Annotated in this window: 16 protein-coding genes; 11 read left to right on the top strand and 5 right to left on the bottom strand. The window is 40.2% G+C overall.

Features of this window, described 5'->3' with window-relative positions; all coding sequences use genetic code 11:
• Nucleotides 1-2: 2 nt before the first annotated feature.
• The 8 genes from sdsA to FTV17_RS00430 all read left to right on the top strand — a co-directional run bounded on the left by sdsA (nucleotide 3) and on the right by FTV17_RS00430 (nucleotide 10634).
• Nucleotides 3-980, top strand: coding sequence for an All-trans-nonaprenyl-diphosphate synthase (gene sdsA, locus FTV17_RS00465; RefSeq protein WP_179997726.1), 978 nt, complete (start codon nucleotides 3-5; stop codon nucleotides 978-980).
• Between the two features lie 23 nt (nucleotides 981-1003).
• A complete protein-coding gene (locus FTV17_RS00460; protein WP_179997725.1) occupies nucleotides 1004-3055 on the top strand; it encodes a site-specific recombinase in 2052 nt (683 codons plus the stop codon).
• 163 nt (nucleotides 3056-3218) lie between these two features.
• Nucleotides 3219-3854, top strand: a complete 636-nt coding sequence (locus tag FTV17_RS00455; protein WP_179997724.1) for a phosphatase PAP2 family protein — start codon at nucleotides 3219-3221, stop codon at nucleotides 3852-3854.
• Complete coding sequence (locus tag FTV17_RS00450; RefSeq protein ID WP_035267853.1) at nucleotides 3854-5095, top strand: efflux RND transporter periplasmic adaptor subunit; 1242 nt, start codon at nucleotides 3854-3856, stop codon at nucleotides 5093-5095. Before FTV17_RS00455 ends, FTV17_RS00450 begins: the two co-directional genes overlap by 1 nt.
• A gap of 12 nt (nucleotides 5096-5107) precedes the next feature.
• Nucleotides 5108-8284, top strand: a complete 3177-nt coding sequence (locus FTV17_RS00445) for an efflux RND transporter permease subunit (RefSeq protein ID WP_179997723.1) — start codon at nucleotides 5108-5110, stop codon at nucleotides 8282-8284.
• The gene (gene adeK, locus FTV17_RS00440) at nucleotides 8284-9735 is read left to right on the top strand and encodes a multidrug efflux RND transporter AdeIJK outer membrane channel subunit AdeK (protein WP_179997948.1); all 1452 of its coding nucleotides are present in this window, start codon (nucleotides 8284-8286) and stop codon (nucleotides 9733-9735) included. Before FTV17_RS00445 ends, adeK begins: the two co-directional genes overlap by 1 nt.
• 98 nt (nucleotides 9736-9833) lie before the next feature.
• Nucleotides 9834-10184: a YbjQ family protein gene (locus tag FTV17_RS00435; RefSeq protein WP_092766864.1), complete on the top strand. Its 351-nt coding sequence runs from the start codon at nucleotides 9834-9836 to the stop codon at nucleotides 10182-10184.
• Between the two features lie 9 nt (nucleotides 10185-10193).
• Nucleotides 10194-10634, top strand: a complete 441-nt coding sequence (locus FTV17_RS00430; RefSeq protein WP_092766865.1) for a YbjQ family protein — start codon at nucleotides 10194-10196, stop codon at nucleotides 10632-10634.
• A 161-nt stretch (nucleotides 10635-10795) separates the two neighbouring features.
• On the opposite strand, the gene FTV17_RS00425 is transcribed toward FTV17_RS00430, so the two are convergent.
• Both FTV17_RS00425 and FTV17_RS00420 read right to left on the bottom strand, forming a co-directional pair.
• Nucleotides 10796-11602 (bottom strand): SDR family NAD(P)-dependent oxidoreductase, encoded by an 807-nt coding sequence (locus tag FTV17_RS00425; RefSeq protein WP_179997722.1) that lies wholly within the window; start codon nucleotides 11600-11602, stop codon nucleotides 10796-10798.
• Nucleotides 11603-11620: 18 nt separating this feature from the next.
• A complete protein-coding gene (locus FTV17_RS00420) occupies nucleotides 11621-12301 on the bottom strand; it encodes a hypothetical protein (RefSeq protein ID WP_035266700.1) in 681 nt (226 codons plus the stop codon).
• A gap of 187 nt (nucleotides 12302-12488) precedes the next feature.
• Between FTV17_RS00420 and FTV17_RS00415 the strand changes: the two genes are divergently transcribed.
• From FTV17_RS00415 to FTV17_RS00405, 3 genes are all read left to right on the top strand, one after another.
• A complete protein-coding gene (locus FTV17_RS00415; protein ID WP_179997721.1) occupies nucleotides 12489-15383 on the top strand; it encodes a valine--tRNA ligase in 2895 nt (964 codons plus the stop codon).
• Nucleotides 15384-15449: 66 nt separating this feature from the next.
• The gene (locus FTV17_RS00410; RefSeq protein ID WP_179997720.1) at nucleotides 15450-16697 is read left to right on the top strand and encodes an AAA family ATPase; all 1248 of its coding nucleotides are present in this window, start codon (nucleotides 15450-15452) and stop codon (nucleotides 16695-16697) included.
• Nucleotides 16698-16700: 3 nt separating this feature from the next.
• Nucleotides 16701-17372 carry an HNH endonuclease gene (locus FTV17_RS00405; protein WP_179997719.1) on the top strand — a complete coding sequence of 224 codons (672 nt, stop codon included), beginning with the start codon at nucleotides 16701-16703 and terminating at the stop codon, nucleotides 17370-17372.
• A gap of 66 nt (nucleotides 17373-17438) precedes the next feature.
• On the opposite strand, the gene FTV17_RS00400 is transcribed toward FTV17_RS00405, so the two are convergent.
• Genes FTV17_RS00400 through FTV17_RS00390 form a run of 3 tightly spaced genes read right to left on the bottom strand, consistent with a single transcriptional unit; the run spans nucleotide 17439 to nucleotide 19082 of the window.
• The gene (locus FTV17_RS00400) at nucleotides 17439-17867 is read right to left on the bottom strand and encodes an endonuclease domain-containing protein (RefSeq protein ID WP_179997947.1); all 429 of its coding nucleotides are present in this window, start codon (nucleotides 17865-17867) and stop codon (nucleotides 17439-17441) included.
• 49 nt (nucleotides 17868-17916) lie between these two features.
• Complete coding sequence (locus FTV17_RS00395) at nucleotides 17917-18861, bottom strand: hypothetical protein (protein WP_179997718.1); 945 nt, start codon at nucleotides 18859-18861, stop codon at nucleotides 17917-17919.
• Nucleotides 18862-18911: 50 nt separating this feature from the next.
• Nucleotides 18912-19082: a hypothetical protein gene (locus FTV17_RS00390; RefSeq protein WP_179997717.1), complete on the bottom strand. Its 171-nt coding sequence runs from the start codon at nucleotides 19080-19082 to the stop codon at nucleotides 18912-18914.
• Between the last annotated feature and the right edge of the window lie 86 nt (nucleotides 19083-19168).

The following is a 19168-nucleotide window of genomic DNA, read 5'->3' as shown; positions in this document are numbered from 1 at the left end:
TTATGGCCATCGATTTTAAGCAAGACATTCTCGCACCTGTTGCTACAGACTTTGCTGCGATGGACCAACTTATTAATGAAGGAATCAGCTCTAAAGTTGCTTTGGTGATGTCAGTCAGCAAACATGTGGTTGAGGCAGGTGGTAAACGCATGCGTCCTATTATGTGTTTATTGGCTGCTCGCGCTTGCGGTGAAACCAACCTAGAGCATGCCCAAAAGTTAGCTGCAATTATTGAAATGCTGCATACCGCTACACTTGTACATGATGATGTCGTAGATGAGTCTGGGTTACGCCGTGGTCGTCCTACAGCGAATGCAACATGGAATAACCAAACCGCTGTCCTCGTTGGAGACTTCCTCATTTCTAGAGCGTTCGATTTGCTCGTAGATTTGAACAATATGGTGTTATTAAAAGACTTCTCAACAGGAACATGTGAAATTGCTGAAGGAGAAGTACTTCAACTGCAATCTCAGCATCAGCCTGAAACCACTGAAGCGACGTATTTAGACATTATTCACGGCAAAACATCTCGTTTGTTTGAATTGGCGACTGAAGGCGCTGCGATTCTTGCCAATCAACCTCAATATCGTGAAGCACTTAGAAAATACGCAGGTCATTTCGGGAACGCATTTCAAATCATAGATGATATACTCGATTACACCTCTGACGCAGAAACACTTGGAAAAAATATTGGCGATGACTTAATGGAAGGTAAGCCAACACTGCCACTGATTGCTGCTCTACAAAAAACTTTTGGTGCAGAGCACGATATTATCCGTCGTAGCATCACTACAGGTGGGACTGAACATTTGGATCAAGTGATTCAGATTGTTCAAAACTCTGGTGCACTAGATTACTGTCGCGAACGTGCTGTTGAAGAAACTACAGCAGCTCGTGAGGCATTGTTACAACTGCCTGAAAGTATTTATCGTCAAGCGCTTGATAATTTGGCGCAATTAGCATTAGATCGAATCCAATAAACTTCAACTAAATAAATTTGCGTATGCATATAAACTTTAATGATCTTTTTAAACAAATGCAGGAGCAACTTGACCATAATCAAGCTGCTCCAGACGAAAACATACTCATTGAACTCGTTAATCGCATCCGTCCATCAGACAGTTATAACCTAGAAGAAATTAATCAAAAATTTCAGGCATTGATACAAGCGTTATTAATTACGCCGACTGCAGCCACCACTTTTCAAGCCTATATCGTTCATCTGATCAATCGCTATAAACAAACCACTATTTATGCGGACAGTGGGATTCTTTCTCTAGATGGTTTTTGGAATCAGTTGGGTCAACGAATGGGAGCGCATGTTCTTCCCCTTTTGACCGATGAAACTGATTTAAAAGATTTAGTCTTCCGTGTCTTTCATTTACGTAGCGATAAATATTGGCTAGAAAATATTGAAGATCAGCAATGGATTCAGTTTTTTCAGATTGTCAATCAAAGTAATGGCAGCTTAGATGCAAAATTTGGCATCAAACGCGACATGATTAAAGCCATTACTGTTTTATCTTACCGTATAAGCGGTATTGGACTTTATCCTGAGTTTATTAATGCACAACCAGAACTGACTGAATATGAGTCACCTTTTTTGGTGCAGAATCGTGAAATCATTGAATTTATAGAGCTATACAAAAAACATTATAGTGAAGCTGATGATCTTACTGAAATGGTCGTACCCGATGCCAACCAAGCTTTGGTGATGATCGAGCAGTGTCGCGATGTCGTTTTGAAGATTCGTCGTGCTACGAAAAGAATTGGGGTGAGTTTAAGTCTCACTTATTTATTGTCTTTGCTTGAGCAATGTTTAGATCGTATTGAACTATTACTGAACTTATTGACTGAAACTGGAAAAGTTCAATACTTAGCACTCGCTGAGTTATGTCAAGATTTAGTTGCGGCTCACTATGAGGAGCGAAGTGTTCGAGAGCTTTTAAAAACAAACAGTGAATTAATCGCATTACAAGTCACTGAAAATGCCAGTAAAACAGGCGAACATTATGTAAGTACCAATAAAGCTGGTTTCTTCAGTATGTACAAATCAGCCGCAGGTGCAGGCGTCATTATCGCTATCATGGCGACCTTGAAGATTCTCACTGCGCGCATCGCCATGGCACCTATCATGCAAGCCTTCGCGTATAGCATGAACTATGCATTAGGTTTCATGTTGATCCATGTACTGCATTTTACCGTTGCAACCAAACAACCTGCTATGACTGCAGCTGCCCTAGCCGCGACAGTTCAACAAAAGAAAGGGTCTCGAACTGCACAAATTGCAGAACTTGCTGCACTGATTATCAATATTATCCGTACGCAGTTTGTCGCTATTCTCGGCAATATTTCCATTGCAATTCCGGTTGCAGCATTGATCACCATGATGTGGCCGTTGATTCTGGGTGAACAATTACTCAATCACAGTAAAGCAACATATTTACTTCATAGTTTGAATCCTTTTACATCCCTAGCAGTCCCACATGCAGCTATTGCAGGTGTATGTCTATTTTTATCTGGTTTGATCGCAGGTTACTTCGACAACATGGCAGTGTATCGTAAAGTCGGACCTCGCTTAAAAGCACATCATCGTCTAAAAAACTGGCTAGGTGCTGACAGACTGGAAAAGTTTGCAAACTATATTGAACGTAATTTAGGAGCACTAGCCGGGAATTTCCTGTTCGGAATTATGCTAGGCAGCATGGGGACAATTGGCTTTATTCTTGGTCTGCCTTTAGATATTCGTCATATTGCCTTTGCTTCAGCAAACTTTATGCAGGGTCTATTGAGTATCAATGGCACGCCTGAAATAGGGCTCATTATTGTTTCATTCCTTGGTGTATTATTAATTGGTTTGACCAACTTATTTGTCAGCTTTAGTCTCACTATTATTGTGGCATTACGCGCACGACGTGTTCGTTTTGAACAATGGAAACCTCTGGCAAAATTAGTATTTACTCACTTTGTTACACGACCAATGGACTTTTTCTGGCCCCCAAAACAACCTTTAGAGGTTGAAGATCCAATTTCACCAAAGAAATCTTCTCATTAGATATTTGTGTTATTTTTTGTGCTAAAAATAAGATGCACATTGTAATGAAATTACTATAAGTTATGCTTTTACACTGACTTGAAAAAAAGTGTACTGGCGAGTACACTTTGACGCATTCATGCAATAAATGTATGCGACTATAATATAACTCAGGTTATTTTATATGCCTTACTTACTGATTTTAATAGGTTGTTTAGGAATAACGATAAGTAGTATAGGAATCTATATTCCAACGATACAACAGCTCGATCTCACTGCTGTTTCATGGATGAGTCAACACCGCAATCCCCTCATAGATGGAATTGCGGTTTTATTGTCTCATATTGGCGGTTTACCGATCATGCTGATGTGCGTGGCGATCTGGACCTTACAGCAATGGCGATTAAAACAATATGCTAACTGTCTATTTATCTCACTTGGTCTCGTTGGTGGTGCCTGTCTTGGCTGGTTACTCAAATATGCTTTCGACCGACCTCGTCCAAATGCAATTTATCAAATCGTTGAAACTTATGGAGCCGCATTTCCAAGCGCACATAGTCTCTATGCAGCAGTGATTGCTGGTTTGATGATCATAATCTTTCGAAACCATCATCAAAGTAGAATCATTTTTGTCGCTGCCTGTATATGGTTTGTTGGCATGGGTTTTTCACGGGTTTATCTCGGTGCTCATTACCCGACAGATGTTGTTGCAGGTTGGAGTATTGCGTTGATATGGCTGACTATACTGTGGTTAGTCCTATCACAACGGATAGCAAAGCAAACAATTATTTTTAGAGAAAAATCTAACGAGGTGGAATAATGATGTCGGCAAAGCTTTGGGCCCCTGCCCTCACTGCTTGTGCTCTTGCAACAAGTATTGCACTTGTGGGTTGTAGCAAAGATCCAAAAGATGCAGAGCAAGCCGCTGCACAACAGCAAATGCCGCCAACTGAAGTTGGTGTCATCGTTGCTCAACCACAAAGTGTTGAACAAACTGTCGAGCTTTCGGGTCGAACTTCAGCCTATCAAATTTCTGAAGTACGTCCGCAAGCAAGCGGTGTGATTTTAAAGCGTCTGTTTGCTGAAGGTAGTTTTGTACGTGAAGGACAACCTCTGTACGAAATTGACGCAAATACCAACCGTGCGAACCTAGACAGTGCAAAAGCAGCCTTAGTTCGTCAAAAAGCCAATCTCAATGCGCTTCAAGTTAAAGCTGACCGTTATCGCCAACTTGTCGGGATCAATGCTGTGTCTAAGCAAGAATTTGATGATCTACAAGCACAAGTAAAATTGGCACAAGCAGATGTTGCAGCTTCAGAAGCAGCGGTGAAAAACGCGCAGATTAACTTAGGTTATTCTACTGTTCGTTCACCCATTTCAGGTCAATCAGGTCGCTCTAGTGTGACTGCAGGTGCATTGGTAACGGCTAATCAACCTGAAGCATTGGTGACAATCCAACAGCTTGATCCAATCTATGTTGATATCAACCAATCAAGTGCAGAGCTTCTTCGCTTACGTCAACAGTTGAGTCAAGGCAGTATCGACCGCAGCAACAACACTAAAGTTCGGTTAAAACTTGAAGATGGCAGCATCTACCCTATTGAAGGTAATCTTGCATTCTCTGATGCGAGTGTAAATCCAGAAACAGGGACAGTTACGCTACGTGCAGTGTTCTCAAATCCGAACCAATTATTATTGCCAGGAATGTTCACTAATGCTCAAATTGTGCAAGGTGTAATTCCTAATGCGATTTTAGTGCCTCAAGCGGCTGTGACCCGTACACCAACAGGTCAAGCGACTGCGATGATCGTGAATGCGAAAGGTGCAGTTGAAGTACGCCCAATCGAGACTGCAGGTGTTCAAGGTAAAGATTGGATTGTGACCAAAGGTCTAAACACAGGTGACAAGGTCATTGTAGATGGTGTGGCGAAAGTTAAACCTGAACAACAAGTTGTAGCTAAACCTTATCAACCTCAAGCTGCGGCACCTCAAGCCGGCAAAGATGGTCAACAAGCAAAGCCAGCAGCTCAATCTGAACAAAAAGCTACTTCAAATGCATAAGGAGTAGACTGAATGGCTCACTTTTTTATCCATCGCCCAATTTTCGCTTGGGTGATTGCATTGGTCATCATGTTGGCGGGTATTTTATCCCTCACCAAGATGCCAATTGCGCAATACCCAACGATTGCACCACCTACGGTATCGATTTCTGCAACATATCCGGGTGCATCTGCTGAAACTGTTGAAAACACAGTAACACAAATTATTGAACAACAAATGAATGGCTTGGATGGGTTACGTTATATCTCGTCTAACAGTGCGGGTAATGGACAAGCTTCCATTACACTAAACTTTGAACAAGGTATCGATCCTGATATTGCTCAGGTACAAGTTCAAAATAAACTTCAATCAGCGACTGCACTTTTGCCTGAAGACGTACAACGTCAAGGTTTAAAAGTTACCAAGTCTGGCGCAAGCTTCTTACAAGTTATTGCTTTCTATTCTGAATCAGATGCATTAGATGCAAATGACATTAAAGACTATGTAAACTCAAATATCTCTGAACCACTTAGCCGTGTGACTGGTGTTGGTGAAGTGCAAGTATTTGGTGGTTCATATGCTATGCGAATTTGGATGGACCCATCCAAAATGGCCAACTTGCAAGTTACACCGAGTGATATTGCAAATGCATTAAGAACTCAGAATGCGCAAGTGGCGGTAGGTCAATTGGGTGGTGCACCTTCTGTACAAGGTCAAGTTTTAAATGCGACTGTAACTGCTCAAAGTCTTTTACAAACACCTGAACAATTTTCAAATATTTTCCTTAAGAACTCACCGAATGGTGCACAAGTTCGTTTAGGTGATGTCGCTAAAATTGAATTAGGTGCAGATAACTATGCATTTGACTCTAAATTTAATGGTCAACCTGCAGGTGGTGTAGCGATTCGTTTGGCAACGGGTGCAAATGCATTAGATACAGCCCAAGCGATTGAAGATCGTTTAAAAGAATTACGTCCAAACTACCCAACAGGTATGGTGGACAAACTTGCTTTTGATACAACACCATTTATTGAGCTCTCAATTAAAAGTGTTGTGAAAACCTTAATTGAAGCGATTATTCTCGTATTCTTGGTCATGTTCTTGTTCCTACAAAACTGGCGTGCAACCATTATTCCAACAATGGCTGTTCCAGTGGTTGTATTGGGTACATTTGCCGTGATCAACATGTTCGGATTCTCGATCAACACATTAACCATGTTCGCTATGGTTCTCGCCATTGGTCTTCTGGTGGATGATGCGATTGTCGTCGTAGAAAACGTTGAACGTGTGATGGCAGAAGAGCATCTTGAGCCTGTGGAAGCGACTGAAAAGTCGATGGGACAGATCTCTGGTGCATTAATTGGTATTACCTCTGTCTTAACTGCAGTATTCGTACCTATGGCATTCATGGGGGGTACGACAGGTGTAATTTATCGTCAGTTCTCGATCACACTCGTTACAGCAATGATTCTTTCATTAATTGTTGCGTTAACATTTACCCCTGCACTGTGTGCAACCATGTTGAAAAAACATGATGCAAGCAAACCTCAAAGCAATAACATTTTTGCCCGTTTCTTCCGTTGGTTTAACAATGGTTTTGACAAGATTTCGGTGAAATATCAAAGCGGCGTAAACCGTTTAACACATGCCAAGCTATTTGCAGGATTGGTGTATGGTGTCGTGATTGCTGTGATGGGTTGGTTGTTTGTCAACCTTCCTTCTTCATTCTTACCAGATGAAGACCAAGGTGTGGTGATGACTCTCGTTCAGCTACCACCAAATGCAACGCTTGAACGCACTGGTAAAACCATTGATCAAATGACAGGCTTCTTCCTCAATAACGAGAAAGAACATGTTGAATCTGTATTTAGTGTTGCTGGTTTCTCGTTTACGGGTATTGGTCAAAATGCGGGTCTTGCCTTCATTAAGTTGAAAGACTGGAAAGACCGTACCTCTCCTGAATCTCAGGTCGGTGCAATTATCCAACGTGGTATGGCACTGAATATGATTGTGAAAGATGCCAGCTATATCATGCCTCTTCAACTTCCAGCAATGCCGGAATTGGGCGTGAGTGCAGGCTTTAACCTTCAGTTGAAAGCAGCTGCAGGTCAAAGTCACGAGCAATTATTAGCAGCACGTAATGCTGTACTCGGCTTAGCTTCTCAAGATCAGCGCTTAACAGGTGTTCGTCCTAACGGACAAGAAGATACGCCTCAATATCGTGTCATCGTCGATCATGCTCAAGCAGGTGCTATGGGAGTCAGCATTGCTGAAATCAATAGTACGATGGGTATGGCATGGGGTGGTACATACATCAATGACTTCATCGATCGTGGTCGTGTGAAAAAAGTGTATGTCCAAGGTGAAGCGAGCTCTCGTATGATGCCTGAAGACTTAGACAAGTGGTATGTCCGCAATAACCAAGGTACGATGGTTCCATTCTCAGCATTCGCAACAGGTGAATGGACTTATGGTTCACCACGTTTAGAGCGTTATAACGGTGTTTCTTCCATGAACATCACAGGTACTCCAGCTCCGGGTGTGAGTTCGGGTGATGCGATGGCTGCAGTTGAAGAAATCATTGCGAAGCTGCCTTCAATGGGCTTGCAAGGTTTCGATTACGAATGGACTGGTTTATCTCTCGAAGAACGTGAGTCTGGCGCACAAGCACCATTCCTTTATGCTCTTTCGTTATTGATTGTCTTCCTTTGCTTGGCAGCCTTATATGAAAGTTGGTCTATCCCATTCTCTGTACTCATGGTTGTGCCATTGGGTATTATTGGTGCACTTGCCTTAACATTCCTGGGAATGATTATTTTGAAAGATCCAAACCTTTCAAATAACATCTACTTCCAAGTGGCGATTATTGCCGTGATTGGTTTGTCCGCGAAGAATGCGATCTTGATTGTAGAATTTGCGAAAGAGCTTCAAGATCAAGGTGAAGAACTCTTCGAAGCAACCTTACATGCCGCGAAAATGCGTTTACGTCCAATCATTATGACCACATTGGCTTTCGGTTTTGGTGTTCTTCCACTAGCTCTCGCTTCTGGCGCAGGTGCAGGAAGTCAACATTCCGTGGGTTATGGTGTACTTGGTGGTGTAATCAGCTCAACACTTTTAGGGATCTTCTTTATTCCAGTGTTCTATGTATGGATCCGAAGTATCTTTAAAACAAAATCAAAACAAAATAAACAGGAGCAAATTTCGTGATGCAAAACGTATGGTCTATTACAGGTCGTAGCATTGCGGTATCTGCAATTGCGCTTGCTTTGACAGCATGTCAAAGCATGCGTGGTCCAGAACCGGTCACTCAAGCCAATATTCCAGGAAGTTATCTTGGCAATGCTTCTGGTCCATCTATTGCGGAGCAAGGTTATAAGGAATTTTTTGCAGATCAACGCTTAATCCAAGTTTTGGATTTAGCCTTGGCAAATAACCGTGATCTTCGTAAAGCGACGCTAAATATCGAATTAGCACGTCAACAATTTCAAATCAGCCAAAACAATCAATTGCCTACGATTGGTGCAAGTGGTGGAGTTTTACGACAAGACACGATCAATTCGCCAAGCCCAGCAACAACCTATAATGTAGGTTTAGGTTTAACGGCTTATGAAATTGATTTTTGGGGTCGTGTTAGAAGCTTGAAAGACAATGCCCTAGACACTTACCTTTCAACTGCAAGCGCACGTGATGCCACTCAAATTGCCTTGATTAGCCAAACAGCTCAAGCTTGGTTGGCTTACTCATATGCACAAGCAAATCTTAAGCTCGCTGAACAAACGCTGAAAGCTCAACTTGAATCTTACAATCTCAACAAAAAACGTTTTGATGTGGGGATCGACAGTGAAGTTCCGCTTCGTCAGGCTCAAGTCTCTGTTGAAACGGCACGCGGCGATGTTGCTGAATACAAGACTCAAATTGCACAAGCGGTTAATGCGTTAAACCTCCTTGTGGGTCAACCGCTACCTGACAATTTATTGCCTAAAGAGAGAATCACACGTGTGACATCAACCACTGCTTTTGCGGCTGGTTTGCCAAGTGATCTACTCAACAACCGTCCAGATGTTAAAGCGGCTGAATATCAGCTAAGTGCGGCTGGTGCGAATATCGGTGCTGCAAAAGCGCGTTTATTCCCAACCATTAGCCTCACAGGTTCAGCAGGTTATGCATCAACAGACTTAAGTGATTTATTTAAGTCTGGCGCTTTTGTTTGGTCTGTTGGTCCTAGTCTAGATATTCCAATCTTTGACTGGGGTACACGTCGTGCCAATATTAAAGTCTCTGAAACACAGCAACAGATCGCATTGTCTGATTATGAAAAATCAATTCAATCTGCGTTCCGTGAAGTGAATGATGCTTTGGCAGTACGTCAAAATATCGGTGAACGTTTAACTGCACAACGCCGTTTAGTTGATGCGACCAATACAACCTACAAACTCTCAAATGCCCGCTTCCGCGCTGGTATTGACAGTTTCTTAACTGTATTAGATGCACAACGTACATCGTATAGTGCTGAGCAAGGTTTATTGCTGCTTGAACAAGCGAACCTTAACAACCAAATCGAGCTCTATAAATCACTCGGTGGTGGCTTAAAAACCAATACTACGGATCAAGTGATTTATCAGCCTTCAAGCTCAGATTTAAAATACGACAAGAAGTAATTTTTTGTTTGAACAAAGCTCACCTCGGTGGGCTTTTTTATTGTCCCAAATACTGATATTTTGTCATTAATTATCCTTTTTATAACGACTTCAATCACATGCTGTTAAGTAATTTAGAATCTGTACCTGGTCATCAAATTCAACAACAATTTGACGTGGTATATGGCAGTACCGTCAGAAGTAAACACGTTGGACGTGATTTACTCGCAGGACTTAAGAATATCGTCGGTGGAGAACTCACCGCATACACGGAATTACTTGAAGAGTCTCGTCAAGAAGCAATGAACCGTATGATTGATAAGGCACGTGGCTTAGGGGCGAATGCGATTGTCGGAATTCGTTTCTCAACTTCCAATATTACCCAAGGTGCTTCCGAATTATTTGTTTATGGCACCGCTGTGTATGTCACACCGAATGCACCTAAGATTCCTGATCCATTCACCTCTTAAGGATTCGTTATGGATGGTATCATTTTTCAGGTGGTCATCTTTCTCATCCTATTTTGTATTGGATTTGGATTTGGTCGCTATAATGAACAAAAGCATCTTAAGCAACTTGATGAACAAGAAGCGCGCTTAGCTTATATCAAGTTAGATAGTCAGCGTTTTAAAACCTCTGAAAACCACGGACAAATGATCAGCAGTAATGTGGTGATTTCGCATGATTATTTTAAGTTTGTACTTGCGCAAATCCAAAATTTCTTTGGTGGACGCTTACGCAGTTATGAAAGTATTGTTGAACGTGCAAGACGTGAAGCTATCGTTAGACTTAAACTTGAAGCAGAAAAAATGGGCGCAACTGAAATCTTAGGGTTAAGACTCAGCACCACAGATTTAGGTCTTCAAGGTGGAATGGTTGAAGTATTCGCTTACGGAACTGCTATACAAAAGAGAGACTAAAAGTCTCTCTTTTTCTTTACAGGTATGTAGTAGTCACTCAAGCCCTACACTTTACTTGAGGAGTCTTCAAAACCCTTATCGCTCGCATGATCATTGAAATAGAAACCCAAACATAGTTGATTAAATTGTTCTCGTCGATATGGGATCATGATCATTAAAATTTACTTTACTTTCATTTTTCGGATCATTCGATACAGTATTGCTGGTGATAACCGTGAAATAAAGACGCCTAATTTTTCTTTTGCTCCACCCACGACAATATACTCATCCCCTTTCAATAATGCCTGTACGGTTTGTTTAGCAAATTCCTCTGCTTCTAAACCATTTTCAATGGCCTCATCTTGATAACCTTGGGGCTTTCCTTCACCGTTTAAAGCGTTAAAAGACACATTGGTTTTCACAAATCCTGGGAAAATTACCGAGACACCCACACCATCTTGCGCAACTTCAGCACGTAAGCTATTCGCCCACATATGAATCGCACCTTTGGCTGCCGAATAACTCGCACGATATTGTGTGCCCAATAACCCAGCGACACTTGAGATAAAGGCAATTCGTCCTGACTTCTGTTGCTGAAAAGTCGGCAAAACCGTTTTGGTTAAAAAGACTTGAGAGAAATAGTCAACTTCCATGATCGCACGTTCAGTTTGCATGGTCGTGTCTTTAATTAATGCACGTTGTGATAGACCTGCATTATTGATTAACCAATCAATACGTCCCTTTTGTTGGAGGACTTGTTCATAAGCATGACGAACTTGGGATTCATCCGTGATATCCGCTTTGATAGAAATATGACGTTCTGGGTGTGCCAAAGACTGCCTTACCGTTTCCAGCTCTTCAAAACGACGAGCCGTCAATATAACCTGTGCCCCTAAGCTGGCACATTCAGCAGCCAACGCTTTACCAAGACCCGATGATGCACCTGTAATCCACACCACTTTCTGATCAAGCTGTTCCAACTTTGCCATTCCCTTTATCCTTATGGTTTAAGCATTTAATTTTGCTTTTTGCTGTCCTTCATTATCAAGAAAAACCAAAAAATGGTCAAAGTACTTCACGATACTTTGTGCATCATGAATTTTGCTTAAATTTTCGAATCGCTTATAGCCCAATCCTGTGGTCAGACTGATCACACCATTTAAGGTTTTATCCACCACCATATTGAATTTCAGCATTTTTTTAGGCTCACGAATTAAACTCGTAACGCCTTGATCAACCACTTTAGTGAAGGCTTTTAAGCCAGGAGCAACATATTGATTTTGACCTTCACGCATACGTTCTGCACAGCCCAGTAGCTCATTCACAATAACTTTTTCAACTGGGTACGAAATATAGTATTTTCCATCTTGTTCATACATCAAACTTTGTACATGATTCACCATAGGCGTTAAGCGATCATTACCAAAAAATGATACCGACCAAGGCATGTATTTCAAGATTGCATCTTGCACTTGTTTCAATACTTTTGCTGAGTCTTGATCCTTCGCATTAGAATCTTTGACCAATGTGCCAAAGGCTTGATCAATAATCTCACAAGCAATTTTGGACAGGTTATCTCCAAGAATTTTAGCTTGCGCTTCACGATCTCCTGCATTGAGTTTTTGGTGTATGGTTTGATATTGCTGATAAGTTTCAGGTTGTAAGCGCAAAGAAATAGTATAAGTCATGCGATTGTTATCCTTTATTGTCTGGCCGATTCCGCGAGTTGACGCTGGCTTTAGTGTTATTCAAAATCAATTACTGTTCGATTGTGTGTGATTTGAAACGAGAATGCATTTGCTTAACATGCCTCTCCATGCATTTTTTTTGCTACAATAGATGCAATTTTTTATCTACTTTTGATCTGTTCGAACTATGACTGATTCAGCGCAAAATATTGCTACAACCTACGATCCGACCGAGATCGAAAAAAAATGGTACCAAACTTGGGAAGAACGCGGTTACTTTAAGCCGTCTGAAAAAGGCGAGTCTTTCTGTATCATGATTCCGCCACCAAACGTCACTGGTAGCTTGCACATGGGTCATGGTTTTAACAATGCCATCATGGATGCTTTGACACGTCATAAGCGTATGTCTGGCTTTAACACGCTTTGGCAACCAGGTACTGACCACGCAGGTATTGCAACGCAAATGGTTGTAGAGCGTCAGTTGGGTGCGCAAGGTGTAAGCCGTCATGACTTGGGTCGTGAAAAGTTCATCGAAAAAGTTTGGGAATGGAAAGAACAATCTGGCGGTAACATTACTCGTCAAATCCGTCGTTTAGGTTCTTCTGTCGACTGGTCACGTGAACGCTTCACCATGGATGAAGGTTTATCAAACGCGGTTAAAGAAGTGTTTGTAAAACTTCACGAACAAGGCTTGATTTACCGTGGTAAACGCCTTGTAAACTGGGATCCAAAATTACAAACTGCCCTTTCTGACTTGGAAGTTGAGTCTGATAAAGAAGAAGCAGGTTCACTGTGGCACTTCAAATACTTCTTTGAAGATAAGTCACTGCGTACCCACGAAGGTAAAGATTACATCGTTGTGGCAACCACTCGTCCTGAAACACTGTTAGGCGATACAGCGGTTGCGGTTGCACTTGATGATGAACGTTATGCACACCTTGTAGGTCAAAACATCATCCTACCAATCACAGGTCGTGCGGTTCCTATCGTAAAAGACGAATATGTTGATAAAGAATTCGGTACAGGCTGTGTAAAAATCACCCCTGCGCATGACTTCAATGACTATGAAGTGGGTAAACGTTGCGAATTACCAATCATCAACATCTTCAACAAAAATGCTGAAGTGTTGGCTGAGTTTGAATATATCGCAAAAGCGGGTGAGCAAATTTCTAAAACCATTCCTGCGCCTGCAGACTACATTGGTTTAGAGCGTTTTGAAGCACGTAAAAAGTTAGTAGAACAAGCGGAAGCTGAAGGTTGGTTAGACCAAATTCAACCGTACACGTTGAAACCACCTCGTGGTGACCGTTCAGGTGTAATCGTTGAGCCGTTATTGACGGATCAATGGTATGTGAAGATTGCTCCTCTTGCTGAACCTGCAATCAAAGCGGTTAAAGATGGCGACATCAAATTTGTACCTGAGCAATACAGCAACATGTACATGGCTTGGATGAACAACATTCAAGACTGGTGTATCTCTCGTCAATTATGGTGGGGTCACCGTATCCCTGCTTGGTACGATGCAGAAGGCAATGTTTACGTTGGACGCAATGAAGAAGAAGTTCGTGCGAAAAACAACATTCCTGCTGATGTTCAATTAGATCAAGACGAAGACGTATTGGATACATGGTTCTCATCGGGTCTTTGGACATTCTCAACTTTAGGTTGGACTGGCGACGAAGCGAAAGATAAAGAAAACTATTTCTTAAATACTTTCCACCCGACTGATGTGCTTGTCACTGGTTTCGACATCATCTTCTTCTGGGTTGCTCGTATGATCATGATGACCATGCACTTCATGAAAAATGAAGATGGTACGCCTCAAGTGCCGTTCAAAACTGTGTATGTACACGGTTTGGTACGTGATGGCGAAGGTCAGAAAATGTCTAAATCTAAGGGTAACGTGCTTGACCCATTAGATTTGATTGACGGTGTTGATCTTGAAACTCTCGTACAAAAACGTACAACAGGTTTGATGAACCCGAAACAAGCGGCGAAGATTGAAAAATCAACCCGTAAAGAATTCCCTGAAGGCATTCAATCTTACGGTACAGATGCTGTTCGTTTCACATTCTGTGCGCTTGCAAACACGGGTCGTGACATCAAGTTCGACATGAAACGTGTTGAAGGTTACCGTAACTTTGCCAACAAAATCTGGAACGCGACTCGTTTCGTGATGATGAACTGCGAAGAGCAAGTGATTGGTCAAGAAGTTCGCCAAGACCTTTGGGAATTGCCTGAACAATGGATCGTAAGCCGTCTGCAAAAAGCAGAACAAGCAGTGCAAACCGCATTTGCAACGTATCGTTTAGATTTGGCTGCACAAGCGATTTACGAGTTCATTTGGAATGAATACTGTGACTGGTATGTAGAGCTGACTAAGCCTGTTCTGAATGATGAAAATGTATCGGTTGAGCGTAAAGCTGAAGTACGTCGTGTTCTTCTTTCTGTGATGGAAGCGTCTTTACGTTTGGCTCACCCGTTGATGCCGTACCTCACAGAAGAAATCTGGCAAACACTTGCGCCGAAACTGAACATCGTTGGCGAAACGATTATGCTTGCACAGTACCCTGTTGCTGACCAAGCGCTGATTAATGAGCAAGCTGAAGCTGATATGCAATGGCTTCAAGGTTTGATTGGTGCGGTACGTAACATCCGTGGTGAAATGGGTCTAGGTAATGCTCGCTTGTTGCCTGTTCTACTTCAAAACACAACTGAGGCGGAAAAAGCGCAAATTGCACGTATTGAACCGTTGTTTAAAGCATTGGCGAAAGTTGAAAGCATTACCTTCCTAGCGGATGCTGAACAACCGCCATTGTCTTCTTCATCTGTAGTCGGTCATGTGTCTGTATTCGTTCCAATGAAGGGTTTAATTGACCCTAAAGCAGAATTGGGTCGTCTACAAAAAGACTTAGACAAGGTTCAAAAACAGCATGACCAAATTGCAACTAAACTTTCTAACGAAGGTTTTGTGGCAAAAGCACCTGCGGCTGTGGTTGAAGGCGAGAAAGTGAAACTTGATGAGTTTGCTGATCAGTTAGCGAAGATTAAAGCGAATATGGAGCAAATTGCAGCGCTTTAATGTGTTGTTAGTTTGATCTAATTTGTGTATAAAGGGCTGATTATTCAGCCCTTTATTATTTAGAATATGAAATATATTGAACATATATCAGGTAAAGTACCTCACACCAACAAAGATATTAATATTCCATTAAAATTAAGAAATTTAATTATCACAGGTAAAAATTCATCTGGAAAAACTCAATTTTTAAAGGCTTTAAAGGAAAAATTAGATATATATATTCAACAAAAACTATCACAAGAAAAAGATAATATTCTCAGACGCATTACACAATATGAAACAGATTTAAAGCGCTATCCAAAAGGTACTAAAGATTATAGTTCAAGAGAACGCTGGTTAAAGAATGAGTTAGAGAATCTTTCAAAAATTGAAGATGGTATTTCTCTTGATATCCCTGAAGTATTGCAATTAACCTATAAATTCGAAAAACGTGAAGCATCTATAATTTTATTTGAAGCTATGAGAACGAGTAATATTCGACATGCGAATCAAACTACTTCAATCAGCACCGAAATTAGTGATGCTCAAAGTAATTTTTCTTCCAATATTGGAAATAAACTAGAACAACATTTATATAATATTACAGTAAACCAATCTTTATCATTAACACACAAAAAAGACTCTTCTTTATTTGAAAAGTATACCAATTGGTTTGAAAGTTTTGATGAAAATTTAAAATTTCTATTTGAGAATGAATCAACTCATTTACTCTTCGAAATAAACGACACTGAAAATAAATATTATATTGTTAAAGACTCTCAAAAATTTAGCTTTCAAGACTTATCTTCAGGATATCAAGCAATCTTCAACATTTATTCAGATCTTTTAATACGTACTGAATTTTTTAATATTCCTCCCTCTGAGCTCGAAGGAATTGTATTAATTGATGAGATTGATGCACATCTTCATATATCTTTACAAAAATTAATTTTTCCTTTCTTCACGCGATCTTTTCCTAAGTTGCAATTCATTGTAAGTACACATTCTCCTTTTGTTATTACCTCAACAGATAATGATACTGTTGTATATGACATTTCCAGTGGTGAATTTTTTGAAGAAGATTTAAGTCGTTATTCACATGAGTCAATAATCAAAGAGTTATTTCATGTAAAAAATGAAAATGAGAATCTAAAAATTCTCTCTGATCAGCTTTTAAAATTTATTGAAGAAAAAGAATCGATAGAAAACTTGAATGAAGTTCAAAACTTATTAGACAAATTAAACAAAGATTTTGAGAAGTTATCTGTTGAACTACAACTCCAATACATGGTAGCAAAAAATAAGCTTACAAAATTGAAACATGAGGGTAATTAATTCATGTTTTCAGTTGCAAGACCACCTACTTTCCCTAAAAGCTTAACCACATCTACTAAGGATTATCGTGCATCTGATGTAGTTGAAGTACTACAAGATATATTCTTCTCTAAATGCTATCTATGCGAAAGAAAAGGATTTCCCGACGTAAATATTGAGCACCGTGATCCACATGAAGGTGACCCTGTCAAAAAATATGACTGGGCTAATTTATTCTACGCATGCGTTAGATGTAATGGAATTAAAGCCAATATACATAAGAATATTTTGGATTGTTGCCAAGCTTTAGATGTAGCTCAAGCTATCGAATTACACTGCCCAATTGTCAATAATGATGACCACAAAGTAATTGTAAAGGTTGGAAATTTAGGAAGTAACCATGAAATTGAGTCAACAATTCGCCTTCTAGACCAATGTTTTAATGATACGAATACAGCTCTAAAAGGTATAAGTAGACATACATTGATAAAGCAAATTCAGAGATATCAAACTAAGCTTTTGATGATTAAAGATGAGCTTCTAGATGATAGTTTAATATTAACAACATCTGAAAAAAATCTGAGAATAGAAAAGTTAAAGGCTATGTGTGACCCTGAATTTCCTTTCTCTGCATTTTGGAAATGGTATATCACTCGTGATGTAGATTTATCAAAAATTGTAGGCAATGTCTTTTAAAGCCCTCACCCCAGCCCTCTCCCATAGGGAGAGGGAGCGTCATTTGATTTAATGCCTGTATAAATTTCACAAGGGAGTTCCCTCTCCTTTCAGGAGATGAGCAGCACTGCTGCGCAAGGGAGAGGTATTTTTTAATTCAACACACACCTGCCACAAATCCTCCAACACCCCATCCGTCCGCTCTAACACATCATGATTCCAATACCGCACCACTGTTAAACCCAAAGCCTCTAAAAACTTAGTGCGTTCAACATCATATTCAACAGCATCATCCATTGCATGCTGACTGCCATCCAACTCAATTACCAAACCAATTTCATGACAGTAAAAGTCTACAATATATGGTTTGATCACATGCTGACGGCGAAATTTAAGATTCATAAATCGCTTGGCACGTAGAAGTTGCCACATCAGATTTTCAGCATCGGTGGCGGTGTGGCGCATGCTTTTGGCGAATTCTAATAGTTGGGGATCTTTTTCATTCTCCTCTCCCATAGGGAGAGAGAACTTTTCATTGTGATCTTCATTATTTTTTTGAATTAAGCTAAATCTTAAATTGAATGAAAGGATCTTTATAACCTTCATCAACTTTAAATCCTGCTTGCTTGATTTCCTCTTCTTCTTCCTTACGAGCCAACAAACATTCTTCTCTGTATTTTTCTAGTTTTATTTGTTTTTCATTGATTGATAATTCATCTAGATATAAATCATCAGCACCATAAAAACTTAAAGCACTGTATATTGAAGCTAAGTACCGTATCTCAAATGTGGCTGAGTAATCACGGTTATAAAAAATAGAAATTTCAAAATCCCCCACATAAAAATAACTATCGAGAGATAAAAAGTCTTCGGATTCTAATACAGATTTAAATTCATCAAATTGAATGAGATCAGGGGCGAGACAAGTATGATCACCAGAAGCTAGAATTTTGTTGTAGTCTTCTTTTTTATAACGAATATCATCTAGACCATAATAGTTTTGACATCCTAAATCAAATAAATCCTGCATAAAGCGTTTGTAATCTTGGAAAGCATCTTCTAATGAACTATTCGCTTTCGACCACCTTTGCTCGAACTCAATTCCTTCAATGATCTCATTGGTTTGTTTAAGGGAAAGATCATAGACATTGTCAAATTTCAAAGTCTTACCATTAAGTTCTAAATTCAGCTCAGTATTCCTTTCATAAGGATCATCACCAAAATTACAAGCATAATAACAATATCGATTATTTTTGGGTTCTTGTACGGTTTCGACACCCTTTACACGATTTTGGTTTTTAAAGCGAATGAAACTATCCTGTGCCAAGGAAATGACGACTGTTGAAGCATCAGTTAAATCCACTTTAACAAAACCTGACCGACTCTTAGGCTCTTGATTCTCCTGTTGAGCTTCGACAACGGCACTCTGCGTTAAATTTGAACCAAATAATTTATAAGCTGTGAATAATATTGCAACCACAATAAAAGCTAAGATGATGAAAAAACTCATTTATTCTTTTTCTCTTTTTGTATGTATATAAAAATGACTGAGCATTTAATTTAGACATAAGTCTTGGCATCTTTAAAATAACGTACCTTACTGCACTTATTCAAACTAAAAATAAAAAAAACTAAAATATCCCACATTCCAACAACATCACGATACCACTCTCTTCCGTCATATACATCAACCTTTGCTTTTAAGATTTTAACTATTGCTTTATCCCCCATCTCCTTGCAAAGCATTGCTTCTCATCCCATAGGGAGAGGAGAAAATTATTAGAGAACTCTATGCTCTATCAACATTTCCCCACTCC

The organism is Acinetobacter sp. YH12239 (assembly GCF_013417635.1).
Lineage (GTDB): Bacteria > Pseudomonadota > Gammaproteobacteria > Pseudomonadales > Moraxellaceae > Acinetobacter.
This window is presented reverse-complemented; position numbering and strand designations above follow the sequence as displayed.